General features: G+C 69.0%; 18 protein-coding genes. 8 read left to right on the top strand and 10 right to left on the bottom strand.

What is annotated here, in order from left to right; genetic code table 11:
* Positions 1 to 17: 17 nt before the first annotated feature.
* Positions 18 to 1322, bottom strand: a complete 1305-nt coding sequence (gene aspS / locus N5095_RS20660) for an aspartate--tRNA(Asn) ligase (RefSeq protein ID WP_267625073.1) — start codon at positions 1320 to 1322, stop codon at positions 18 to 20.
* Between the two features lie 387 nt (positions 1323 to 1709).
* Positions 1710 to 2786: an NAD(P)/FAD-dependent oxidoreductase gene (locus tag N5095_RS20655; protein ID WP_267625072.1), complete on the bottom strand. Its 1077-nt coding sequence runs from the start codon at positions 2784 to 2786 to the stop codon at positions 1710 to 1712.
* A 195-nt stretch (positions 2787 to 2981) separates the two neighbouring features.
* On the opposite strand from N5095_RS20655, the gene N5095_RS20650 reads away from it, so the two are divergent.
* Positions 2982 to 3272 carry a DUF357 domain-containing protein gene (locus N5095_RS20650; RefSeq protein WP_267625071.1) on the top strand — a complete coding sequence of 97 codons (291 nt, stop codon included), beginning with the start codon at positions 2982 to 2984 and terminating at the stop codon, positions 3270 to 3272.
* Positions 3273 to 3377: 105 nt separating this feature from the next.
* On the opposite strand, the gene N5095_RS20645 is transcribed toward N5095_RS20650, so the two are convergent.
* Positions 3378 to 5228 carry an ABC transporter substrate-binding protein gene (locus N5095_RS20645; protein WP_267625070.1) on the bottom strand — a complete coding sequence of 617 codons (1851 nt, stop codon included), beginning with the start codon at positions 5226 to 5228 and terminating at the stop codon, positions 3378 to 3380.
* A gap of 164 nt (positions 5229 to 5392) precedes the next feature.
* Here N5095_RS20645 and N5095_RS20640 point away from each other — a divergent pair, with 164 nt between their 5' ends.
* Complete coding sequence (locus tag N5095_RS20640) at positions 5393 to 5674, top strand: ArsR/SmtB family transcription factor (RefSeq protein WP_267625068.1); 282 nt, start codon at positions 5393 to 5395, stop codon at positions 5672 to 5674.
* Positions 5675 to 5838: 164 nt separating this feature from the next.
* Positions 5839 to 6627 carry a DUF4397 domain-containing protein gene (locus N5095_RS20635; RefSeq protein WP_267625067.1) on the top strand — a complete coding sequence of 263 codons (789 nt, stop codon included), beginning with the start codon at positions 5839 to 5841 and terminating at the stop codon, positions 6625 to 6627.
* Positions 6628 to 6732: 105 nt separating this feature from the next.
* Here N5095_RS20635 and cysS read toward each other — a convergent pair whose 3' ends face one another.
* A complete protein-coding gene (gene cysS / locus N5095_RS20630; RefSeq protein WP_267625066.1) occupies positions 6733 to 8214 on the bottom strand; it encodes a cysteine--tRNA ligase in 1482 nt (493 codons plus the stop codon).
* A 142-nt stretch (positions 8215 to 8356) separates the two neighbouring features.
* On the opposite strand from cysS, the gene N5095_RS20625 reads away from it, so the two are divergent.
* Positions 8357 to 8551 (top strand): hypothetical protein, encoded by a 195-nt coding sequence (locus N5095_RS20625; protein WP_267625065.1) that lies wholly within the window; start codon positions 8357 to 8359, stop codon positions 8549 to 8551.
* Positions 8552 to 8564: 13 nt separating this feature from the next.
* Here the strand turns inward: N5095_RS20625 and N5095_RS20620 are convergent, their stop codons facing one another.
* Together N5095_RS20620 and N5095_RS20615 are read right to left on the bottom strand one after the other, a co-directional pair.
* Positions 8565 to 9116 carry a PH domain-containing protein gene (locus N5095_RS20620; RefSeq protein ID WP_267625064.1) on the bottom strand — a complete coding sequence of 184 codons (552 nt, stop codon included), beginning with the start codon at positions 9114 to 9116 and terminating at the stop codon, positions 8565 to 8567.
* A gap of 51 nt (positions 9117 to 9167) precedes the next feature.
* Positions 9168 to 9746 (bottom strand): DUF7523 family protein, encoded by a 579-nt coding sequence (locus tag N5095_RS20615; RefSeq protein WP_267625063.1) that lies wholly within the window; start codon positions 9744 to 9746, stop codon positions 9168 to 9170.
* A gap of 215 nt (positions 9747 to 9961) precedes the next feature.
* Here N5095_RS20615 and N5095_RS20610 point away from each other — a divergent pair, with 215 nt between their 5' ends.
* Positions 9962 to 10210: a hypothetical protein gene (locus tag N5095_RS20610; RefSeq protein ID WP_267625062.1), complete on the top strand. Its 249-nt coding sequence runs from the start codon at positions 9962 to 9964 to the stop codon at positions 10208 to 10210.
* Positions 10211 to 10276: 66 nt separating this feature from the next.
* Here N5095_RS20610 and N5095_RS20605 read toward each other — a convergent pair whose 3' ends face one another.
* Complete coding sequence (locus tag N5095_RS20605) at positions 10277 to 11653, bottom strand: DUF389 domain-containing protein (RefSeq protein WP_267625061.1); 1377 nt, start codon at positions 11651 to 11653, stop codon at positions 10277 to 10279.
* A gap of 140 nt (positions 11654 to 11793) precedes the next feature.
* Here N5095_RS20605 and N5095_RS20600 point away from each other — a divergent pair, with 140 nt between their 5' ends.
* The gene (locus tag N5095_RS20600) at positions 11794 to 12690 is read left to right on the top strand and encodes a CbiX/SirB N-terminal domain-containing protein (RefSeq protein WP_267625060.1); all 897 of its coding nucleotides are present in this window, start codon (positions 11794 to 11796) and stop codon (positions 12688 to 12690) included.
* A 1-nt stretch (position 12691) separates the two neighbouring features.
* Positions 12692 to 13828, top strand: a complete 1137-nt coding sequence (locus tag N5095_RS20595; RefSeq protein WP_267625059.1) for a DR2241 family protein — start codon at positions 12692 to 12694, stop codon at positions 13826 to 13828.
* Between the two features lie 166 nt (positions 13829 to 13994).
* On the opposite strand, the gene N5095_RS20590 is transcribed toward N5095_RS20595, so the two are convergent.
* The 3 genes from N5095_RS20590 to N5095_RS20580 all read right to left on the bottom strand — a co-directional run bounded on the left by N5095_RS20590 (position 13995) and on the right by N5095_RS20580 (position 16185).
* Positions 13995 to 14591: a DUF7524 family protein gene (locus N5095_RS20590; RefSeq protein WP_267625058.1), complete on the bottom strand. Its 597-nt coding sequence runs from the start codon at positions 14589 to 14591 to the stop codon at positions 13995 to 13997.
* A 129-nt stretch (positions 14592 to 14720) separates the two neighbouring features.
* Entirely contained in the window at positions 14721 to 14915 is a 195-nt protein-coding gene (locus N5095_RS20585; protein WP_267625057.1) for a methytransferase partner Trm112, read from the bottom strand.
* A 64-nt stretch (positions 14916 to 14979) separates the two neighbouring features.
* A complete protein-coding gene (locus tag N5095_RS20580) occupies positions 14980 to 16185 on the bottom strand; it encodes an MFS transporter (RefSeq protein WP_267625056.1) in 1206 nt (401 codons plus the stop codon).
* Between the two features lie 60 nt (positions 16186 to 16245).
* On the opposite strand from N5095_RS20580, the gene N5095_RS20575 reads away from it, so the two are divergent.
* On the top strand, positions 16246 to 17334 hold the full coding sequence (locus tag N5095_RS20575; RefSeq protein WP_267625055.1) for a TrmB family transcriptional regulator: 1089 nt from the start codon (positions 16246 to 16248) through the stop codon (positions 17332 to 17334).

Below are 17334 nucleotides of genomic sequence, written 5' to 3'. Positions count from 1 at the left end.
GACTGTTGCGTCGTCGCCTACGGCGACAGACGCTGCCTGTCGCGTGGGAACAGCACCGCCTCCCGAATGTTCTGGAGGCCGAGCATCGTCATGACGAGGCGCTCGCCGCCGAGCCCCCAGCCTGCGTGCGGGGGCATCCCGTAGCGGAACATCTTCGTGTAGTAGTCGAAGGAGTCCGGGTCGAGGCCCTGCTGCTCGAACCCTTCGACGAGCCGGTCGAAGCGATGTTCACGCTGGCCGCCGGAGACGAGTTCCATGCGCGGGTGCATCAGGTCGAAGCCGGTCGACAGCTGCTCGTCGTCGTCGTGGTCCTTGATGTAGAACGGCTTGATCTCGCTGGGCCAGTCGGTGACGAAGTAGTGCCCGCCCACGTCGTCGCCGAGGGCCTTCTCGCCCTCGGTCGGCAGGTCGTCGCCCCACACCAGCTGGGTGTCGAGTTCGCCCGTCGCGTTGATTCGCTCGATGGCCTCCTCGTAGGAGAGTCGGGGGAACTCGCCCTCCGGGACTTCGAACTCGTCGGCGAGGTCGAGCGCTTCGAGTTGCTGCTGGCAGTTCTCGGCGACACCCTCGTAGGCGGCCTTCACGACGTGCTCGCAGGCGTCCATCGCGTCGGTGTGGTCGAAGAACGCGCTCTCGAAGTCGATGGAGGTCGCCTCGTTCAGGTGTCGCGGCGTGTTGTGCTCCTCGGCGCGGAAGATGGGGCCGATTTCGAACACCCGTTCGAGGCCGGAGCCGACCATCAGCTGCTTGAACAGCTGGGGCGACTGGTTCATGAACGCCTCCTCGCCGAAGTACGTGATGGGGAACAGCTCCGTGCCGCCCTCCGTCCCGGTGGCGACGATCTTCGGCGTGTTGATCTCGGTGCAGCCGAGGTCGCGGAACGCCTCGCGGGCCGAGCGCAGAATCTCCGCGCGAATCTCGAAGACGGCCTTCACCTCGGGCTTTCGGAGGTCGAGGGTACGGTTGTTCAGACGGGTCGGGAGTTCGGCATCGACCTTCCCGGAGGGGTCGAGCGGGAGTTCGGGGTCGGCCTCGGCGAGCACGTCGACCGACTCGGGCGTCACTTCGACGCCGGTCGGCGCGCGGGGCTCCTCCTCCACTTCGCCGGTGACGGCGACGACGCTCTCACGGTGGACGCCCAGCCCGGTCTCGACGAGTTCCTCGTCCATCTCGTCTTTCTCGAACTTGACCTGAATCTGGCCGGTCTTGTCCCGCAGGATGACGAAGGCGATGCCGCCGAGGTCACGAATCTCGTGGACCCAGCCGGCGACGGTCACGTGGTCGCCGGGTTCGGCGTCTGCCGTGTAGGTTCGGTCCAGCATGGTCGGTCGTTCCTGCTCGGCGGTCTTAAAAACGGTCGTTTCGGCGCGACGGGAGCCCTCCGTGCGACGGCGACCCCTACGACGCCTGACGCGGGCCGACGCCGTGACGAGCCCTCGACTCGGCGGCGTCACGGCTGATGGCCGCTCGGTGTTCGTCCCAGGTGGCGTACCGGGGAACGGGGGTCGCGCCAACGGGAACGCGCAGGTGCAGTCGCTTCTCGGCGTAGGTTTGCTTCACGACAACACATAACGCGCTGAGACATAATAATAACATATTCTACAGCCATCAGATAGTCCCATTATCCGGCAATATACTCCGGTAACCGGCGGCGACTACGGAACCGACCGGTTGGGTGAAGAAGGGAGGTCGAACGTCCAGTGCGCCGATCAGTCGTCCGACTCCGGCGCCATCGGCTCGCCGGCCTCGGAGTGGGACTCCTCGCGTTCCAGGTTCTCGAGGTAGTCGTCGGCGTCGATGGCGGCCTTGCAGCCCATGCCGCCCGCGGTGATGGCCTGTTGGTAGTGGAAGTCCACCACGTCGCCGGCGCCGAAGATGCCCGGGACGTCCGTCTCGGTCTGGCCGCCGCCGTCGCCGCCCTTGGTCTTGAGATACCCCTCGGGGTCCATCCGGACGCCGGTGTCTTCGAGGTAGCTCGTGTTCGGCGTGTGGCCGATGGCGTAGAAGACGGCGCCGGCGTCGAAGTCGTACTCGCGGGTGTCGGGGTCGTCCAGTTTGTCCGTCGGATACCCCGCGTCGTTCTCCACGAGGGTGACGTGGTCGACGCCCGCCTCGGGCGAGCCGTGGATTTCGGTGAGCTCCGTGTTCCACTTCACTTCGATGTCTCCCGCGTCGACCTTCTCCATCACCCGTTCGATCCAGTAGTCCTCGGCGCGGAACTCGTCGCGACGGTGGACCATGTACACCGTCGAGGCGAACTTCGTGAGGAAGACGGCCTCCTCGCAGGCGGCGTCGCCGCCGCCGACCACGACGATCTTCTCGTCGCGGAAGAACGCGCCGTCACAGGTCGCACACGTCGACAGTCCGTACCCCATCAGTTCGTCCTCGCCGGGGACGCCGAGCGTGCGGGCGCTGGCACCCGAGGCGGCGATGACGGCGTCGGCGGTGTACACGTCGCCGTTCTTCATCGTCACGCGGAACGGACGCTCCGAGTCGTCCACGTCGACGACGATGCCGTGGTCCACCTCGGCGCCGAAGCGCTTCGCCTGCTCCTTCATGTTGTTCACCAGTTCGGGCCCACTGATGCCCTCGGGGAACCCGGGGTAGTTGTCGACCTCGGTGGTGAGCGTGAGTTGGCCACCGGGTTCGTCCCCCTCGAACACCAGCGGGTCGTTGTTCGACCGGGCGGCGTAGATGGCCGCTGTGAGGCCTGAAATGCCCGTTCCGGCGACGATGAGCGTGCGATGTTCGACGACCTCCCCCTCCTGTGTAGGCTCCGAACTCATTGGCGGACTCTTTGCGATGAGCTTGTATGTAGGTTGCGCTGTTCCTCGCGCTTGCCACCATCTCGGCGGCCTCGTCGCGGCGTCCGCAACGTCTCTCTCCCGGCGTCTGCAGAGCGCTACCGCGGCCCGGCCGGACGCGAGTTCGAGGCCGGAACGAAGCCCTTACCGACCGACAGCGCGTCCGCGTCGACAGGGATGGCCGCCGACTTAGAGGAGAAGACCGACCGCTACGGGGAGATGCTCGCAGACGCCCTCGCGGCCGCCGAGCCGACCGCCCCGCCGGGGACGCCCCTGGGCGAGGCCGCCGCGGAGTGTTACGAAATGGCCGACTCCTACCTCGCCGACGGTCGGCACTTCCGCGAAGCCGGCGACCCGGTGAACGCGCTCGCTTCCTTCTCGTACGGGTACGGCTGGCTGGACGCGGGCGTTCGCCTCGGGCTGTTCGCGGTTCCGGACGGGGAGGAGGGAAAGCTGTTCACGACGTGAGCGGTCGAGGGGCGAACAGACGAGCGGCCGGCCGTCCGACGCCGGGCCGCTCCTGCTCGGGTTGTCGTCACGTCGACGGCCCTGCTCGTTGTTGCGTCGTCCGGCTCAGTTCATCGTCGCGTCGTTCAGCTTCTGTTTGTAGGCGCCGCCGCTGCCGTACGGCGGAATCTCCACGTTCTGGTACGAGAACCGCTCCTCGATTTCGTGGTACACCGGCAGGTTCGCGACGGCCTCCCAGTTCGCCTCCTCCATCGTCACGGCCGCCTCGGCGCGGACGTTCTCGGACTCGTCGGAGGGGTCGCGGTTCTCCGTAATGCGGTTCCACGCGTCGATGGCTCGCTGGGCGGTCTCGGTGTCGGTCGGCCAGTTGTTGTACGCCTCGAACGTGTCGGCCTCGGGACCGGACTTCGCCGGGTTGAGATGCTTGACGAACGCGTCCGGGGCGGCCCACGGGACGATCCACGCGAGCGAGTACATCTCCATGTCCATGTTCTCGACCCGCGAGAGCATCGCCGAGAACGGCGACCTCGTGATGCTCAGCTCGACGTGTGCGCTCTGAAGCTGGTCGCGAAGGAGCTGGGCGGTCTGCATCCACGTCTTCGAGTCGTAGATGAGGAACTCGAGCTCGTACGGGTCGCTCTGGCTGTACCCCGCCTCCTCCATCACCCGGCGCGCCTCGTCGAGTTGGGTCTCGTTGTAGCCGTACGGGTAGTTTTCCTCCGCGTGCTGGGTGTACGCCTCCGCGCCGCCGGGGTAGATACTCGGCGTCGTGTAGTGGTACGCCGGCACGCCGCGGTCCTTGAACACCTGTTCGACGACCGTCTGCTGGTTCAGCGCGTAGGCGACCGCCTGCCGGACGGGCTTCTCGACGGCCTCCATGTTGAACCCCATGTAGTACACCGACAGCGTCGGCACGCCGATGTAGTCGGCCTGCTTCCCGTTCCGGAGCGGACCGTACGTCCCGCGCTTGCGACCCTTGTCGTCGGTCCCTTCGACGGAGAGCTTCGACGGGTCGAACTTCGAGGTGGGAATCTCGAAGGCGTCGGCGTTCTCGTTCATCGCGTAGTTGTACATCGCGTTGGAGTCCTCGATTATCTGCCAGTGAACCCCGTCGATATCCGGCGCCGAGCCGTGGTAGTCGTCGTACGCGGTCACGGACGCCTGGGTCCCCTGTTCCCACACCTCGAACTGGAAGGGACCGGCCCCGATGGGGTTCGACGTCGCGAACTCCTCGTAGGACATCTCCCCGTCGTACCCCTCGATGTCGCCGACGATGCCCTCGGGCACCGCGGCGAACTGGTTGTTCGACAGCACCTGCAGGGTCGGCGCGAACGGCTCCGAAATCTCCATCTGGAAGGTGTAGTCGTCAACGGCCTCGACGGCCAGCGACCCGGGCTCGTACGCCCCCTCCCCCGTCGTCTCGTGGACGACGTTGATGGCCGAGAGGATGTCCGCCTTCTGCTGTGAGTTGTCCGAGCCCGCGAGGCGCTCGTAGGAGTAGACGAAGTCCTGCGCCGTCACCTCGGAGCCGTCGTGGAACGTCACGCCCTCCTTCAGCGTGAACGTGTACGTCCGGTAGTCGTCGGAGGTCTCGTACCCCTCCGCGATGACCGGCTCGACCGGAATCGCGCCGTCGGGGTACGTCATCAGCCCGTCGAACACCTGTGACGTCACCCAACCGGAAGCAGTGTCGCTCGCGCCGACCGGGTCGAGCGAGCTCATCGTCGAGTTGATGAGGTCGAGCGTCGCCGACCCGCCTCCACCGCCGCCGTCCCCCTGTTCGGTGGTTCCGGCGTCCGTCCCGGTCGTCTCCCCGCCCGTCGCGTTCGTCGACCCGTTGCCCGAACCGCCACCCTCGTTCGAGCCTGCACACCCCGCGATCGCCATCGCGGAGCCGGCGCCGGCGGCCGTCTTCAGAAACTGCCGCCTCGTACTGTGTTGCCCGTTGTCATCCATCGGTGTACAGTACCGCATGTAACTGGGAGGTGTGTATCTGACGCACTCGGCGAAAGGTTCCGATAATTTCCGGCAAAAGAATCTGGTAATTTTTTGGAAGATACGCCGGAGGTCGCTGTCTGCCGGCGACGGGCTTACGGAGGTCGGACGCTTGGATGTGAGTGATGGAAGGGGTCCTCTGGTACGTCCTCACCGGCGCTCGCGGCGGGGAGAACCGGACGCGGCTACTCCACGCCGTCGACGAGCGTCCCCGAAACGCGAACCAGCTCGCCGAGGACCTGGAGCTCGACTACAAGACGGTCCGTCACCACCTCGACGTACTCGTCGAACACGACATCGTCGAGACCAGCGGCGGCGAATACGGCGCCGTCTATCTCCCGACCGGTCGCGTGCGCCGACACTGGGACACCGTCGAAGAGGTCTTCGAGGAGATGGGGGTACGCTGAGCGAGCCCGCCCCGACCGGCCGAACCCCGGTCGTCCCGGCCGGTCCGGTGTCTTTGTGGCGGCTCAACAGCGCCTTTACTCGACGAAATCGAGCGATACCCTACCTGTAGGCCAACACCTCTAATATATCTGCGACCTCCCTCTCTGTCGGAGGCACCCACCCCATGAACCCCAGCCGGAGACAGTTCCTCGGTACAGTAGCCGCGACCGGAGCCGCCCTCACCGTCGGTGTCGGCGCCGCCGCCGCGGACGACCACACGGGCGACGCGGCGCTCCGCGTCGCACACCTCTCGCCGGACGCCCCGAACGTCGACGTGTACGTGAACGGAGAGAAAGTACTCTCCGACGTGCCCTTCGGCGCCGTCAGCGACTACCTCACCGGTCTGGCGCCCGACACCTACACCGTGAAGGTCACGGCCGCGGGCCAGCCCGACGTGGTCGCCTTCGAGGGCGACCTCACGCTGGAGGCGAAGCCCTACACCGTCGCCGCCATCGGCGAGCTCACACCCGACTGCGCCGCCGAGGAGGCCAAGGCGTTCGAGCCGCTCGTCCTCACGGACAACATGGAACCCGTACCGGAGGACATGGCTCGGGTCCGCATCGTCCACGCCTCGCCGGACGCCCCGGACGTCGACGTGACCGTCCCCTCCGCGGGCGTGAAGCTCGCGGACGACCTCGAGTACGGCACTGCCAGCGAGTACGTCGACGTACCCGCCGGCGACTACACCGTCGAGGTGCAGACCGCCGACGACGAGGACATGTACGACTACGCGACCGTCGAACTCTCCGTCGAGGGCGGGAAGGCCTACTCTGCCTTCGCGGCCGGCTTCTTCACGCCCGGCAACGAGGACGAATCGGACGGCGAGGACCCGCCGGCGTTCCAGGTCATCCCGGCCGTCGACTACGTGCCGGAGATGAAGTCCAAAGACGGGTCGTCCGAAGAATCGTCGTAGTCGGTTCCACCGCACCCCGGTAACCCCCCGCGGCGATTCGGCTCCCGACTCGGCCACGATTTTTCCGCTGCGTCCAATCAACCCCCGGCAGCGTCAGCCTCCGACTCAGTACCGGAAGCTCGGCCCGTCCTCGGAGTCTTCGACCTCGACGCCGAGGTCCGCGAGCGCGTCGCGGAGGGCGTCCGCCCGCTCGTACTCGCCGGAGTCGCGGGCCTCCTCGCGCACGTCGAGGACGAGTTCCACCAGTTCGTCGGCGAGGCGCACGTCACCGCCGTCCCCGTCGCCGCCGAGGTCGAGCCCGAACACGCCGACGGCGAGGTCGTCGAACGTCTCCACCGCCCGGCGGAGCCCCCGGTAGTCGTACGCCTCGAGGCCCTCCAAGTGGCGGTTCACCGCGCTCGCGAGTTCGAGCAGGGCGGCCGTCGCCTCGCGCACGTTGAAGTCGTCGTTCATCGCCTCGCGGAAGGCGGGTTCGGTGACGTCGACCGTCTCGCGGAGGTCGTCGTCGACGACCTTGGTTCTCGCGTCGACGGAGTCGACGGCGGCCGTGGCGGCCTCGTAGGCGCGCTCCAGTCGCTCCCAGCGCTCCTCGGCTTCGGCGATAGTCCCTTCGGAGAGTTGCTGGTCCGAGCGGTACGCCGCCCCGAGGTAGAACGTCCGGACGACGTTCACGCCGTACTCCTCCAGCGCGTCCGAGACGGTGAAGAAGTTGCCCAGGCTCGAGCTCATCTTCTCGCCCTTCGTCTCGAGGAGGCCGTTGTGGAGCCAGTAACGCACGAACTGGTGGCCCGTCGCGGCCTCGCTCTGGGCGATCTCGTTCTCGTGGTGCGGGAAGACGAGGTCGCGCCCGCCCATGTGGATGTCGATGGTCTCTCCGAGATGCGTCATCGACATCGCCGAGCACTCGATGTGCCAGCCGGGGCGCCCCTCCCCCCACGGCGACTCCCACGTCTGGCCCGCAGGTTCGTCGAGGGGGTCGAGGTCGGGGGTTCGATGTTCGGCCAAGTCGGCCGTCGAGACGGGGCCGGCCTTCCACAGCGCGAAGTCCGCGGGGTTGCGCTTCTCGCTCCGCTCGTCGGGGTCGCCCTGCGACTCGAGTTCGTCGAGGTCCTGGTTCGACAGTTTGCCGTACTCCTCGAACTCGGTCACGTCGAAGTACACCGACCCGTTGGACTCGTAGGCGTACCCCTGCTCGACTAGCGTCTCGACGAGGTCGATAATCTCGGGGACGTGCTCGGAGACCCGGGGGTACACCTCGGCGCGTTCGAGGTTGAGCCCGCGCATGTCGGCGAGCACGGAGGCCGAGAAGTGCTCCGCCACCGCGGCCTCGTCGTCGCCGAGGTCCCCCTCGCCGACCCGGGCGGCGATCTTCTCGTTCACGTCGGTGACGTTCTCGACGTGGCGCACGTCGTACCCCTCGTGGTCGAGCCAGCGGTGAATCACGTCCGCGTGGACCCACACCCGGGCGTGACCGAGGTGGGCGTCGTCCGAGACCGTCAGGCCGCAGACGTACAAGAGGACCTCCTCGTCGTCGACATCGAACGGCTCGCGGTCGCCCGTCAGCGTGTTGGTCACGGACAGCGTCATCGACCGCCGGTTCACGGCCGGCGCCTAAAGGCCTTACAGAATCGTGCTAGCACACGAGTCGTCCGTGCCGAGTCGAAACCGACGCCCCGTGGACGGTCGGACCGGACGAATCTTTTTGCTCCCGGCCCCCGTCCCGCTGTCCGTGCCCGGACGCTCCTCGTCTCCCCGGTCCCTCCGGTACCTCGCGGCGGCGGTCGCGCTCGTCGCCCTCGTCGGAACGACGGTCCTCGGCTGGGAGTTCGGCGCGACCGACGACCCCATTCCAATCGCCATCGGCGTCGGCTGTGCCGCCCTCGCCGTCGGATGGACACTCTACCAGCGGACGCGGGCGGAGTGAGGGGGCCGCCTCGCTACGTCGACCCTCGGTTCATCCCGTCGAACTGGGCGCTCAGCCGCTTGTGGACCTCCGTCGGGTTCGGCACGTCGTCGAGGACGAACTCGCTCGAACTCCCCTCCGTGGATATCACCACGTCGCCGTACCCCAGCACGCGCTGGAGGCCCGACTGCGAGTGGGAGACGTTCTCGACGCGGACGAGCCGGAGCTGCTCGACCTCTCGGCTCACCAGCCCGCGCTTCTTGTACACCTCGTTGGTCGTGACGACGTAGTGGACGTACTGCCAGCGGACGTATCTGAGCAGCGCGAGGCCGAGGCCGGCGAGCACGACGACCGCGCCGAGCGGGACCAGCCACGGCGGCGCGGCGGCCGCGAAATCCGGGACGAGGATGAGCGCGATGCCGGCGAGAAACACGGCGGTACCGGGGAGAAACGCCGGGAACACCGCCCGGATGCTCGGTCGGCCGTGCCAGACCACCCGCTCGCCCTCACCGAGGTGAACCCAGTCGGGGACCGACGAGTGGCGGGTTCCAGCCTCCCGTGCGGTCGTCTCCGTCGAACCGGACATACCCGTCCTTCGCCGCGGAGCGGCTTATTGGTTGGCGCTGGCGAGGCCGGGCTACGCGTCGGCGACGGGCGCCGGCACTGCGTCGAGGGCCGCCTCTACCGTCCGAAGCGCCGTGGCGCCCTCCCGGCGGTCGACGACGACGAGGAGCGTGCCGCCGCACGCCGCCGCCGCGTCGACGCCGACGCCCGCGGTTTCGAGCCGCGAGAGCACCGCTCCGAGGGCCGCGGCGTCGACGGCTTCGGGTGAGCCAGTCGCGACGACCGCCGTCGCCGACCCGCCGTCGGAGACGAGTCCGGCGCCGCCGACGGCGAGGAGCGGGTCCGCCTCGTGCGGGTCGCCCGCCGCGCCGTCGGCGTGGGCCGCGTTCCGCCTGCTCCCGCCCGGCCCGTCGCCACCCTCGGCGACGACCGCGACCCCGCTCTGCATCGTCACGCGCGCCGCTCGCGACTCGTCGTCGTAGCCGGGGAGCTCCTCGGCGTACCGCCGGAGCGCCGTCGCGACCGCCTCGCGGTCGCCGTCGAGGTCGAGGAAGTCGGCGGCCGCGGTGAAGTTGACCACGCCGGCGCGGAGCCCCGCGAGCAGGAACGGCCGCTCCCGAACGGCCCGTCGCGTCTCGCTTGCCAGAGACATGGCCGGGAGGTCGCCGCCGTCGACCAAAAGTGCGCCGGAGGGCGCAGTAGGGTCGGTGACGCGGTGTCGGCGGGGACAGCAGATGGCGTCGACGCGGTGCCGTCGGCGGTGGCCCACCACCATCGGTGCTGACTGAACCGGATTTCAGTAACGCGCCGAACAGAAACATCATTCAGATTACTATTATCCGGTGTCGACCCCACTAGTTGCCCGGGATGCGAGGACCCGACACGCCCACCGGCACCGTGCACAGCTTTCGAGAGACCGTTCTCGCGTGGACGCTGCTGTTCGCCGCCGTCAACGCAGTCCTGCTGGCGGTCTCGTACCCCCTGCTCGTCGCGGCCGTCGTCGTCGCCGCGACCCTCACCGCCGCCGCGACGGTACTGGTCGTGGACGGTCGGCGCCGGGCCGGGCGGACCCGGACGGTCTGTCTCGACCGCGTCGGCGTCTGCGTCGAGGCGTAATTAGGCGACCGTGGATGCGGCCGGAGACCCGACCCCGGGCTCCGGCAGTGTGACCGTCGACTGGGGTCAAGCGCCTGCCAGTACGACCGTCGGCCGTGCACCGGTTCGCGACGCCGTCCGCATCGACCGCTGTTCGGTCGGCCCCGCCTCCTCGTAGTCGACGAACTGCACCCGTACCACGACCGGCTGGTCGGCCCGGTCGGTGATGCGCCGCTGGAGCGTCGTCGCGAGGTCGCTGTAGTCGCTGTCGGTCGTGCGGCCGAGCGTCACCGTCACCGCCTCGGGCTCGTCGAACAGCCCCTGACCGTTGTAGCTGGCCGTGACGCCGACGAGTTCGAGCTCCTCGTACTGTGACCCTTCGAGGGTGTTCTCCACCTCGTCGTTGGCCGCGCGGACGAACGCGAGGTGCTGGTACGTCGCGAACCCGGTGAGGACGGTCACGACGAGGAAGGTGACGACGAGCGCCGCCGTCGCGCCGCCGCGGAGGGTGAACGGGGAGAGGGAGGCGAGGGAGAACCCGCCGCCGGAGTCGAGCGTCGAGGGCCGGTAGCCGAGCGCCGCGAGCGTCCCGTACGTGGTGAGGTTGATGGCGACGATGTTGACGAACAGCAGGACGAGCGCCCCGATGGCGACGTGGGGGGCGCCGAACGCGAGGCCGATGCCGAGCGCCCCGGCGGACGGGACGAGCGCCGCCGCGACGGCGACGCCAGCGATGGAGACGGGGAGGTCGGTGACGAGGGCGAGCGCGCCGGCGGCGCCGGCACAGAGCGCGATGACCACCGCGAGCAGGTTCGGGGTGATGAACGACCCGACCTGCGAGTTGCTCGACACCGCGAGCATCGTCGGGACGAAGCCGAGCCATCGGAGGAGGAGCGTCGTCCCGACGGCCGCGACCGTCGCGACGGTCAGCCCGAGCGCCTGCGAGACGACGCTGTCGACGGCGGTCTCCCGGTCGCCGACCACGACGCCGACGCTCGCCGACAGCGTCGCCCCCGCGAACGGCGCGATGACCATCGCGCCGACGATGACGATTGCCGACTCGATGAGCAGTCCGGCGACGGCGACGAGCGCGCTCAGGGCGCTGAGCGCGACGAACGTCGGCCGGGCGGGCGTGAGGTCCTCGGCTCGGGCCTCCATCTCCGCGTGGGAGAGCCCGGACTTCCCGTGGGGCCCCTCTTCGAACTCCTCCCGGAGCGCGTCGATTCCCGCACCGGCGGCCGCCGACTCGACGGCCGTGATGACGGTGTAGTCGTCGTCGCCGAGCCCCGCGCTCCCCAGCCGGTCGAGCACCTCGTCGACCCCCTCCATGGGGACAGGGACGTAGAGGACGATACCCCGTCCGTCGGCCTCTTCGACCGCGACCGTGTTGGCGCCGAGGTCGGCGAGTTCGGTGTCGACGGCGTCCCGTTTCTCCCCCGGGACGAGCACCTGCAGGAGTCGCATCGCCTCGGTTGTCGGGGGGCCCGCCGAAAACTCTTCTCGCAGGCGAGCGAGGGGTCGCGCGGCGGAGTCGCGGCGTAGCGACCCGCCCGTCGACGGCCGCTTGCGAAGTCACTAAGCCGACGGAGTCCGTGGATTCGACCATGCAAGCGCTCGTCATCGTGGCGCACGGGTCGCATCTCAACCCCGACTCCTCGACGCCGACCTACGAGCACGCGGACACCGTCCGCGCGGTCGGCGCGTTCGACGAGGTGAAGACCGGGTTCTGGAAGGAGGAGCCGAGCCTCCGGGAGGTGCTCCGCACGGTCGAGAGCGACGACGTGTACGTCGTTCCCTTCTTCGTCAGCGAGGGGTACTTCACCGAGGAGGTCATCCCCCGCGAACTCCGTCTGGACGGGTGGGACGTAGCCGACTGGGACTCCGACGGAACGAGCGCGGACCACGCCGTCTACACCGCCGCCGACACCGGCCAGCGGGTCCACTACTGCGGCCCCGTCGGCACCCACGACTCCATGACCGACGTCATCGTCCGCCGCGCCGAGTCCATCACCGGCGACCCCAACGTCGGCGACGGGTTCGGCCTCGCCGTCGTCGGCCACGGCACGGAGCGAAACGAGAACAGCGCGAAGGCCATCGAGTACCACGCCGAGCGCGTCCGCGAGCGAGGCCGCTTCGACGAGGTGCAGGCGCTGTACATGGACGAGGAGCCCGAGGTCGACGACGTGGCCGACTACTTCGAGAGCGAGGACGTGGTCGTCGTCCCGCTGTTCGTCGCCGACGGCTACCACACCCAGGAGGACATCCCCGAGGACATGGGCCTCACCGACGACTACCGGAAGGGGTACGACGTGCCCGCCGAGGTCGACGGCCACCGCATCTGGTACGCCGGCGCGGTCGGGACGGAGCCCCTGATGGCCGACGTCATCCTCGAGCGCGCCCGCGACGCCGGCGCCGACGTGGGAGACGCGGTCGAAGTCGTCCGCGAGCGGACGCGGAAGACGGAGGCGGCCGCGAGCGGCTCCTCGGCGGCGGGTGACTGAGATGGCCGAACTGGCCGAGGTGGACGACGAACAGTTCGCGGCGCTGAAATCGGCAGCGGAAGAGGGCGTGCAGTTCGACGGCCTCTACGCCCACTACGGCCGCGAGGACTACGACCGCGACCCCGACGCCTACGCGTTCGGCTCGCCCGCCGGCGAGCACACCAAACTCGACGCGGAGGCGTTCAGGGAGGCCGCCGAGTCGGCCCCGCGGTACGTCTCGAACTGGTACTACTGGGAGCGCGTCGTCGAGGGCCACGGCACCCCGCGGCGGGCGTTCCTGCGCTGGCTCGAGGGCGCGCCGAGCGACATGCGCGACGAGTCCGGTCTCGGCGTCGAGGACCGATACGAGCGCCTCGCCGCCGGCACGAGCCGCGAGTGGGGCCAACTGCTGGTTCGCACGACCGTCGGCGACCGCGGCCACAGGCGCTACGAGGTGCGCCACGTCGACGACGAGGGAGCCCCACTCGACGACCTCGACGTACACGAGAGCCCGCTCGACGCCCGGGAGGTCGCGAAGTACGACCCGAAGGGACGCTACCGACCGCTGAAGACCGCCCCGTCGCTCCAGCGCGGCTGGGCCTTCACCGACCTCGACGGTCGCGACCTCTACGAGTGCGTCGACGCGTTCTATCCCGCCACCGTCGCGAACTGGTACCGCGAACGCGAGGGGGCCCTCGACGTGACCCACTGGGAGGAGACCGCGGAGCGCCAGACCGGCATCTACGACGTCATCGACGAACTCGACGCGGAGGCGGTCGAGCGCATCGCCGCCACCTGCTGTGTCGACTCCCAGTGTCTCAAGCGCCGGCAGTGGGACCACGACGAGGACGACGAGATAGACGTCCCTCGCGGGGACGGCCTGTTCCCGTGCCGCGAGCCGTGTTCGCTTGTCGTCGCCGCCGCCCGCAAGTGGACCACCCTCGAGCGCGAGGAGTCCCACAGCTACGAGTTCGAGCTCACGCCGAGCGAGAAGGAGCAGTTGGAGGAACTCGTCGACGCCGTCGCCGACAACCGAGTCGACGAAATCCGCGAGGCCGACGTGTACGAGGGCGCGAATCGCTACCGGACCAGATACCTGCGCGAGAAGCTGTTCGACGAGGACGGCAACTTGGCGGGCGTCGCGACCGAGAGAGAGTAGCGGTTCGCAGGCCTCGTTCCCGTTCTTCCGGCGACTCGCCGAGCGTGGAGTAGCGACGACCGACGGACCAACCGGCGGAGTGAGGCCCTTCCGTATGCGACTCCACGAGCGATAGTCGGAGACCGAGGGCGGAGCCGGCCGGACCGACACCGAAATCGACAGCCGATTATCGCAACATCACGGCCGCGGCGACGAGCAGTGCACCGACGACCATCCCGACGGCGACGAGGACGAGCGCCCCGTCGACCACCAGTCCGACGCCGAGGAGCGCGAGCAGGAGGAGTACGCCGACCCCGGCGACGGCGAGGGTGCCGCCGGCGTACTCCTCGCGGAGTCCGTCGAGGCCGCTCCCGTTCCTGTTTCTGCTCCGGTTCCTGGTTGACTGCGTGCGGCGCTGTGGTCGGGCGAGGTCCTCGTCGACCTCGATGGGTGACTTGCTCGGAGCGTGCTCTTCGACGGTCACGTCGACGTACGCCGTCTGCGCGCCGTAGCCGGTGACGACCTTCAGCTTCCCGGTGAGCGGTTCCGAGCGGGGGTTCGCGCCGACCTCGACGGTGACGGTGTCGCCCTCCTCGACGTAGTGATTGTTGGCGGCGAGTTCGGCGACCTCGGAGAGCCGGTCGTCGAGGTGCAAGTGGACGTGCATCGCCTCGCCGTGGTTCGTGAGTTCGACGACGAACGGACCGCCCGCTGCGTACCGCTCCCTCACGTCGATGTCGTGGAGTCGGTCGCGGTTGAGCGCGACGGAGAGCGGTTCGGACACGCCTGTCCGCTCTCTCCCCCGGACGAAAAAGGTTCAGGAAAGGCGCAGACCGGCGGGGCCCGAATACAAGCCCCGCAGGGCGTCGGTCGTGAGCATCTCAGACCGCCGTCAGGACGCGTGTCGACCGGTTCAGGCTTCGACTTCGTCGCGCATGTCCGGGGGCAGGAGGTTCGGGATGCCGTCCTCGATGGGGTAGGTCTCGCCGCACTCGGTGCAGGTCAGCGTCCCGGAGACTATCTCGTCGGCCTCCTCCTCGTCGACCGCCAGTTCGAGGTCGTGTTTGTCCACGGGACAGACGATGATGTCCATCAGCGACTCCTTCATTGCCCGGTGAGAGGGGTGGCCCGCTCAAAAAGGGCGGGGTTCGGAGCCAGTCGGGACACCGGAGTCATCCGGTCGCCGACGCCGTGTCGGCGGTCCCGACCCGGACCCACGCGACTGCGGCGACGACGACCAAGCCGACGAGCGGGAGGAGAAGCAGACGCATCGCCGCCGCGGCACCCGAACCGTCGACGACGAACCCCATGAGCGCCGGCGTGCCCGCGATGCCGACCGAGGAGACGACCAGTCCGAGGGCGTTGACCGGGGCGCTGTGTTCGGGCGCGCTCTCCGTCGCGTACGCCAGCAGCGTCGGGTACAGTCCCGAGAGCGAGAGTCCGATACAGAACACCCCCAGCAGAATCGCGAGTCCCGACGCGAGGAAGAAGGTGTAGCCGGCCGAGAGCAGACAGCACGTCCCCAACCCGAGCGTCAGCGGCACGTAGCCGAACCGTTCCGAGAGGGTGCCCGCGAGGAATCGACCCGGGACGTACGCGACCAGCAGCACGCTCAGCGAGAGCGTCACCAACCCATCGGCGAGGCGGCCCTGCGCGTACGTGGTGAGCCAGGTGAACAGGCCCCCCTCGACGCCGGTCGACAGCAGGATGCCGGCCGCCATCACCAGCACTGCGGGGCTCCGACCGATGCGCCGCAGTTCCCCCAGCGTCAGCGGGTCGTCGCCGCCGCCGACCGACGGGTCCGGGAGGTACCAGACGAGGAGGGCGACCGGGAGGAAGGCCGCGCCGGCCACGTAGTACGCCAGCCGCCAGTCGCCGACCCGGAGCGCGGCGGCGACGAGGAGCGGTCCGGCGGCCGCACCGACCGCCCACATCATGTCGTAGTAGCCGAACAGCCGACCGCGGCGGCTGGGGTAGAGGTGGCTCAACAGCGGTCGGTCGCTCCCCCGCCCGACGCCGGCGAACGCGCCGCGGAGGACCAAGACGCCCAGGAAGACGCCGAAAGAGGGCGCGAGTCCCATGGTGAACACGCCGATTCCGGTACCGACGGTGCCGAGCAGGAGGAGCTTACGGGTGTTCACCCGACCGGCTACCGCCCCGACCAGCGCGACGAACACCATCGAGCCGACGGTCATCGCGGGGGCGACGAGCCCCAACTGCCACTCCGGCGCCCCGAAACTCCCTCGGAGCGACGGGAGCACCGCGCCCTGAATCTGCAGCGTCGCCCCTTCGAGCGCCACGAACCCGAAGATGGCGAGCGTCCACCAGCGGCGGCTGTCGGACTCGCGGACCGACTCGTTCTCGGTGACCGTCTCCATGCGCCGACCACGACGCTCCGTCGGAAAAATATTTTGTAGATAGTAGTATAATCCTCTTCCATGTCTGCAGACGCGCTCCGCGAGGGTCTCGTCGCGTTCGGCCTCTCCGAGAAGGAGGCCGAGACGTACCTCGCCGTCCTCCGGGCGGGCGAGGCGACGACGGGCGAGGTGTCGCGGGCCGCCGGGGTGTCACAGGGGTACGTGTACGAGGTCGCGACCGAACTCGCGGCGCGGGGACTCGTCACGGTCGACGAGACGACGAGTCCGACGCGGCTCCGGGCGCGGCCACCGGAGGAGGCGCTCTCGGGGTTCGACGAGCGACTCGACCGGATGAGCGAGGCGGTCGAGGAGCTGTTTCGGGAGTCGGCGGCCGGGGAGCCGACCGTCGAAGTCGTCCACTCGCGCGCGACCGTCCGCAAGCGGGTCGTCCGGGCGGTCGAGGGGGCGCGGCGGGAGGTCCTGCTGACGCTCCCGGCGACCGAGTTCGAGCACGTCCGGGAGGCGCTCGCCGAGGCGACGGCACGGGGGGTGACCGTCTACCTCCAACTCGTCGCGCCGGTCGAGTCTTCGGTAGCGAGGGACGAGGAGACCGACTGGGACCGATACGCGACCGTCGTGAAGACGTGGGACGCGACGCCGCCCGTCACGGTCGTCGCCGACGAGCACACCGGAGTGATGGGCGCTCACAGCATCCTCTCGGGGCGACACGGGACCGCCTACGCGCTCGTGTTCTCCCAGCGCGACATCGCGGGGGCGTTCTTCGGCAACGCCGTCAGCAACTTCTGGCCGATGGGGACGGTCCGACACGTCGCCGACCCCGAGCCCCTGCCGGCGACGTACGACCACGTCCGGACCGCCGTCACCGACGCGGCGCTCCACCGGGCCGCCGGTCGCGACCTCCTCGCCGACGTGACCGTCAGAGCGGTCGGCGCCGAGGAGTCGGAGACGACGACCTACGAGCGCGTCCCGGTCGTCGACGTGCGACAGAGCCTCGTCGGCGAGCCGACCAACGAGTTTCCCATCGAGAACAGCCTGGTGTTCGACACCCCCGACGGCCGGGTCGCGACCGGGAGCGACGACGGGAGCCTCCGCCCGTTCTACGAGGGGTACGGGGCGGTGTCCATCACGCTGTACGACGGCTCGGAGTGA

The sequence above is a fragment of the Halobium salinum genome (assembly GCF_026586625.1).
Taxonomy (GTDB): domain Archaea; phylum Halobacteriota; class Halobacteria; order Halobacteriales; family Haloferacaceae; genus Halobium; species Halobium salinum.
Note: the sequence above shows the minus strand (reverse complement) of the source record. Positions and strands in the feature narration are given on the sequence as shown.

Coding starts and splice junctions, on each gene's coding strand:
- aspS (WP_267625073.1), bottom strand. CDS start 1,322: ATGCTGGACCGAACCTACACGGCAGACGCCGAACCCGGCGACCACGTG.
- N5095_RS20655 (WP_267625072.1), bottom strand. CDS start 2,786: ATGAGTTCGGAGCCTACACAGGAGGGGGAGGTCGTCGAACATCGCACG.
- N5095_RS20650 (WP_267625071.1), top strand. CDS start 2,982: ATGGCCGCCGACTTAGAGGAGAAGACCGACCGCTACGGGGAGATGCTC.
- N5095_RS20645 (WP_267625070.1), bottom strand. CDS start 5,228: ATGGATGACAACGGGCAACACAGTACGAGGCGGCAGTTTCTGAAGACG.
- N5095_RS20640 (WP_267625068.1), top strand. CDS start 5,393: ATGGAAGGGGTCCTCTGGTACGTCCTCACCGGCGCTCGCGGCGGGGAG.
- N5095_RS20635 (WP_267625067.1), top strand. CDS start 5,839: ATGAACCCCAGCCGGAGACAGTTCCTCGGTACAGTAGCCGCGACCGGA.
- cysS (WP_267625066.1), bottom strand. CDS start 8,214: ATGACGCTGTCCGTGACCAACACGCTGACGGGCGACCGCGAGCCGTTC.
- N5095_RS20620 (WP_267625064.1), bottom strand. CDS start 9,116: ATGTCCGGTTCGACGGAGACGACCGCACGGGAGGCTGGAACCCGCCAC.
- N5095_RS20615 (WP_267625063.1), bottom strand. CDS start 9,746: ATGTCTCTGGCAAGCGAGACGCGACGGGCCGTTCGGGAGCGGCCGTTC.
- N5095_RS20610 (WP_267625062.1), top strand. CDS start 9,962: ATGCGAGGACCCGACACGCCCACCGGCACCGTGCACAGCTTTCGAGAG.
- N5095_RS20605 (WP_267625061.1), bottom strand. CDS start 11,653: ATGCGACTCCTGCAGGTGCTCGTCCCGGGGGAGAAACGGGACGCCGTC.
- N5095_RS20600 (WP_267625060.1), top strand. CDS start 11,794: ATGCAAGCGCTCGTCATCGTGGCGCACGGGTCGCATCTCAACCCCGAC.
- N5095_RS20595 (WP_267625059.1), top strand. CDS start 12,692: ATGGCCGAACTGGCCGAGGTGGACGACGAACAGTTCGCGGCGCTGAAA.
- N5095_RS20585 (WP_267625057.1), bottom strand. CDS start 14,915: ATGAAGGAGTCGCTGATGGACATCATCGTCTGTCCCGTGGACAAACAC.
- N5095_RS20580 (WP_267625056.1), bottom strand. CDS start 16,185: ATGGAGACGGTCACCGAGAACGAGTCGGTCCGCGAGTCCGACAGCCGC.
- N5095_RS20575 (WP_267625055.1), top strand. CDS start 16,246: ATGTCTGCAGACGCGCTCCGCGAGGGTCTCGTCGCGTTCGGCCTCTCC.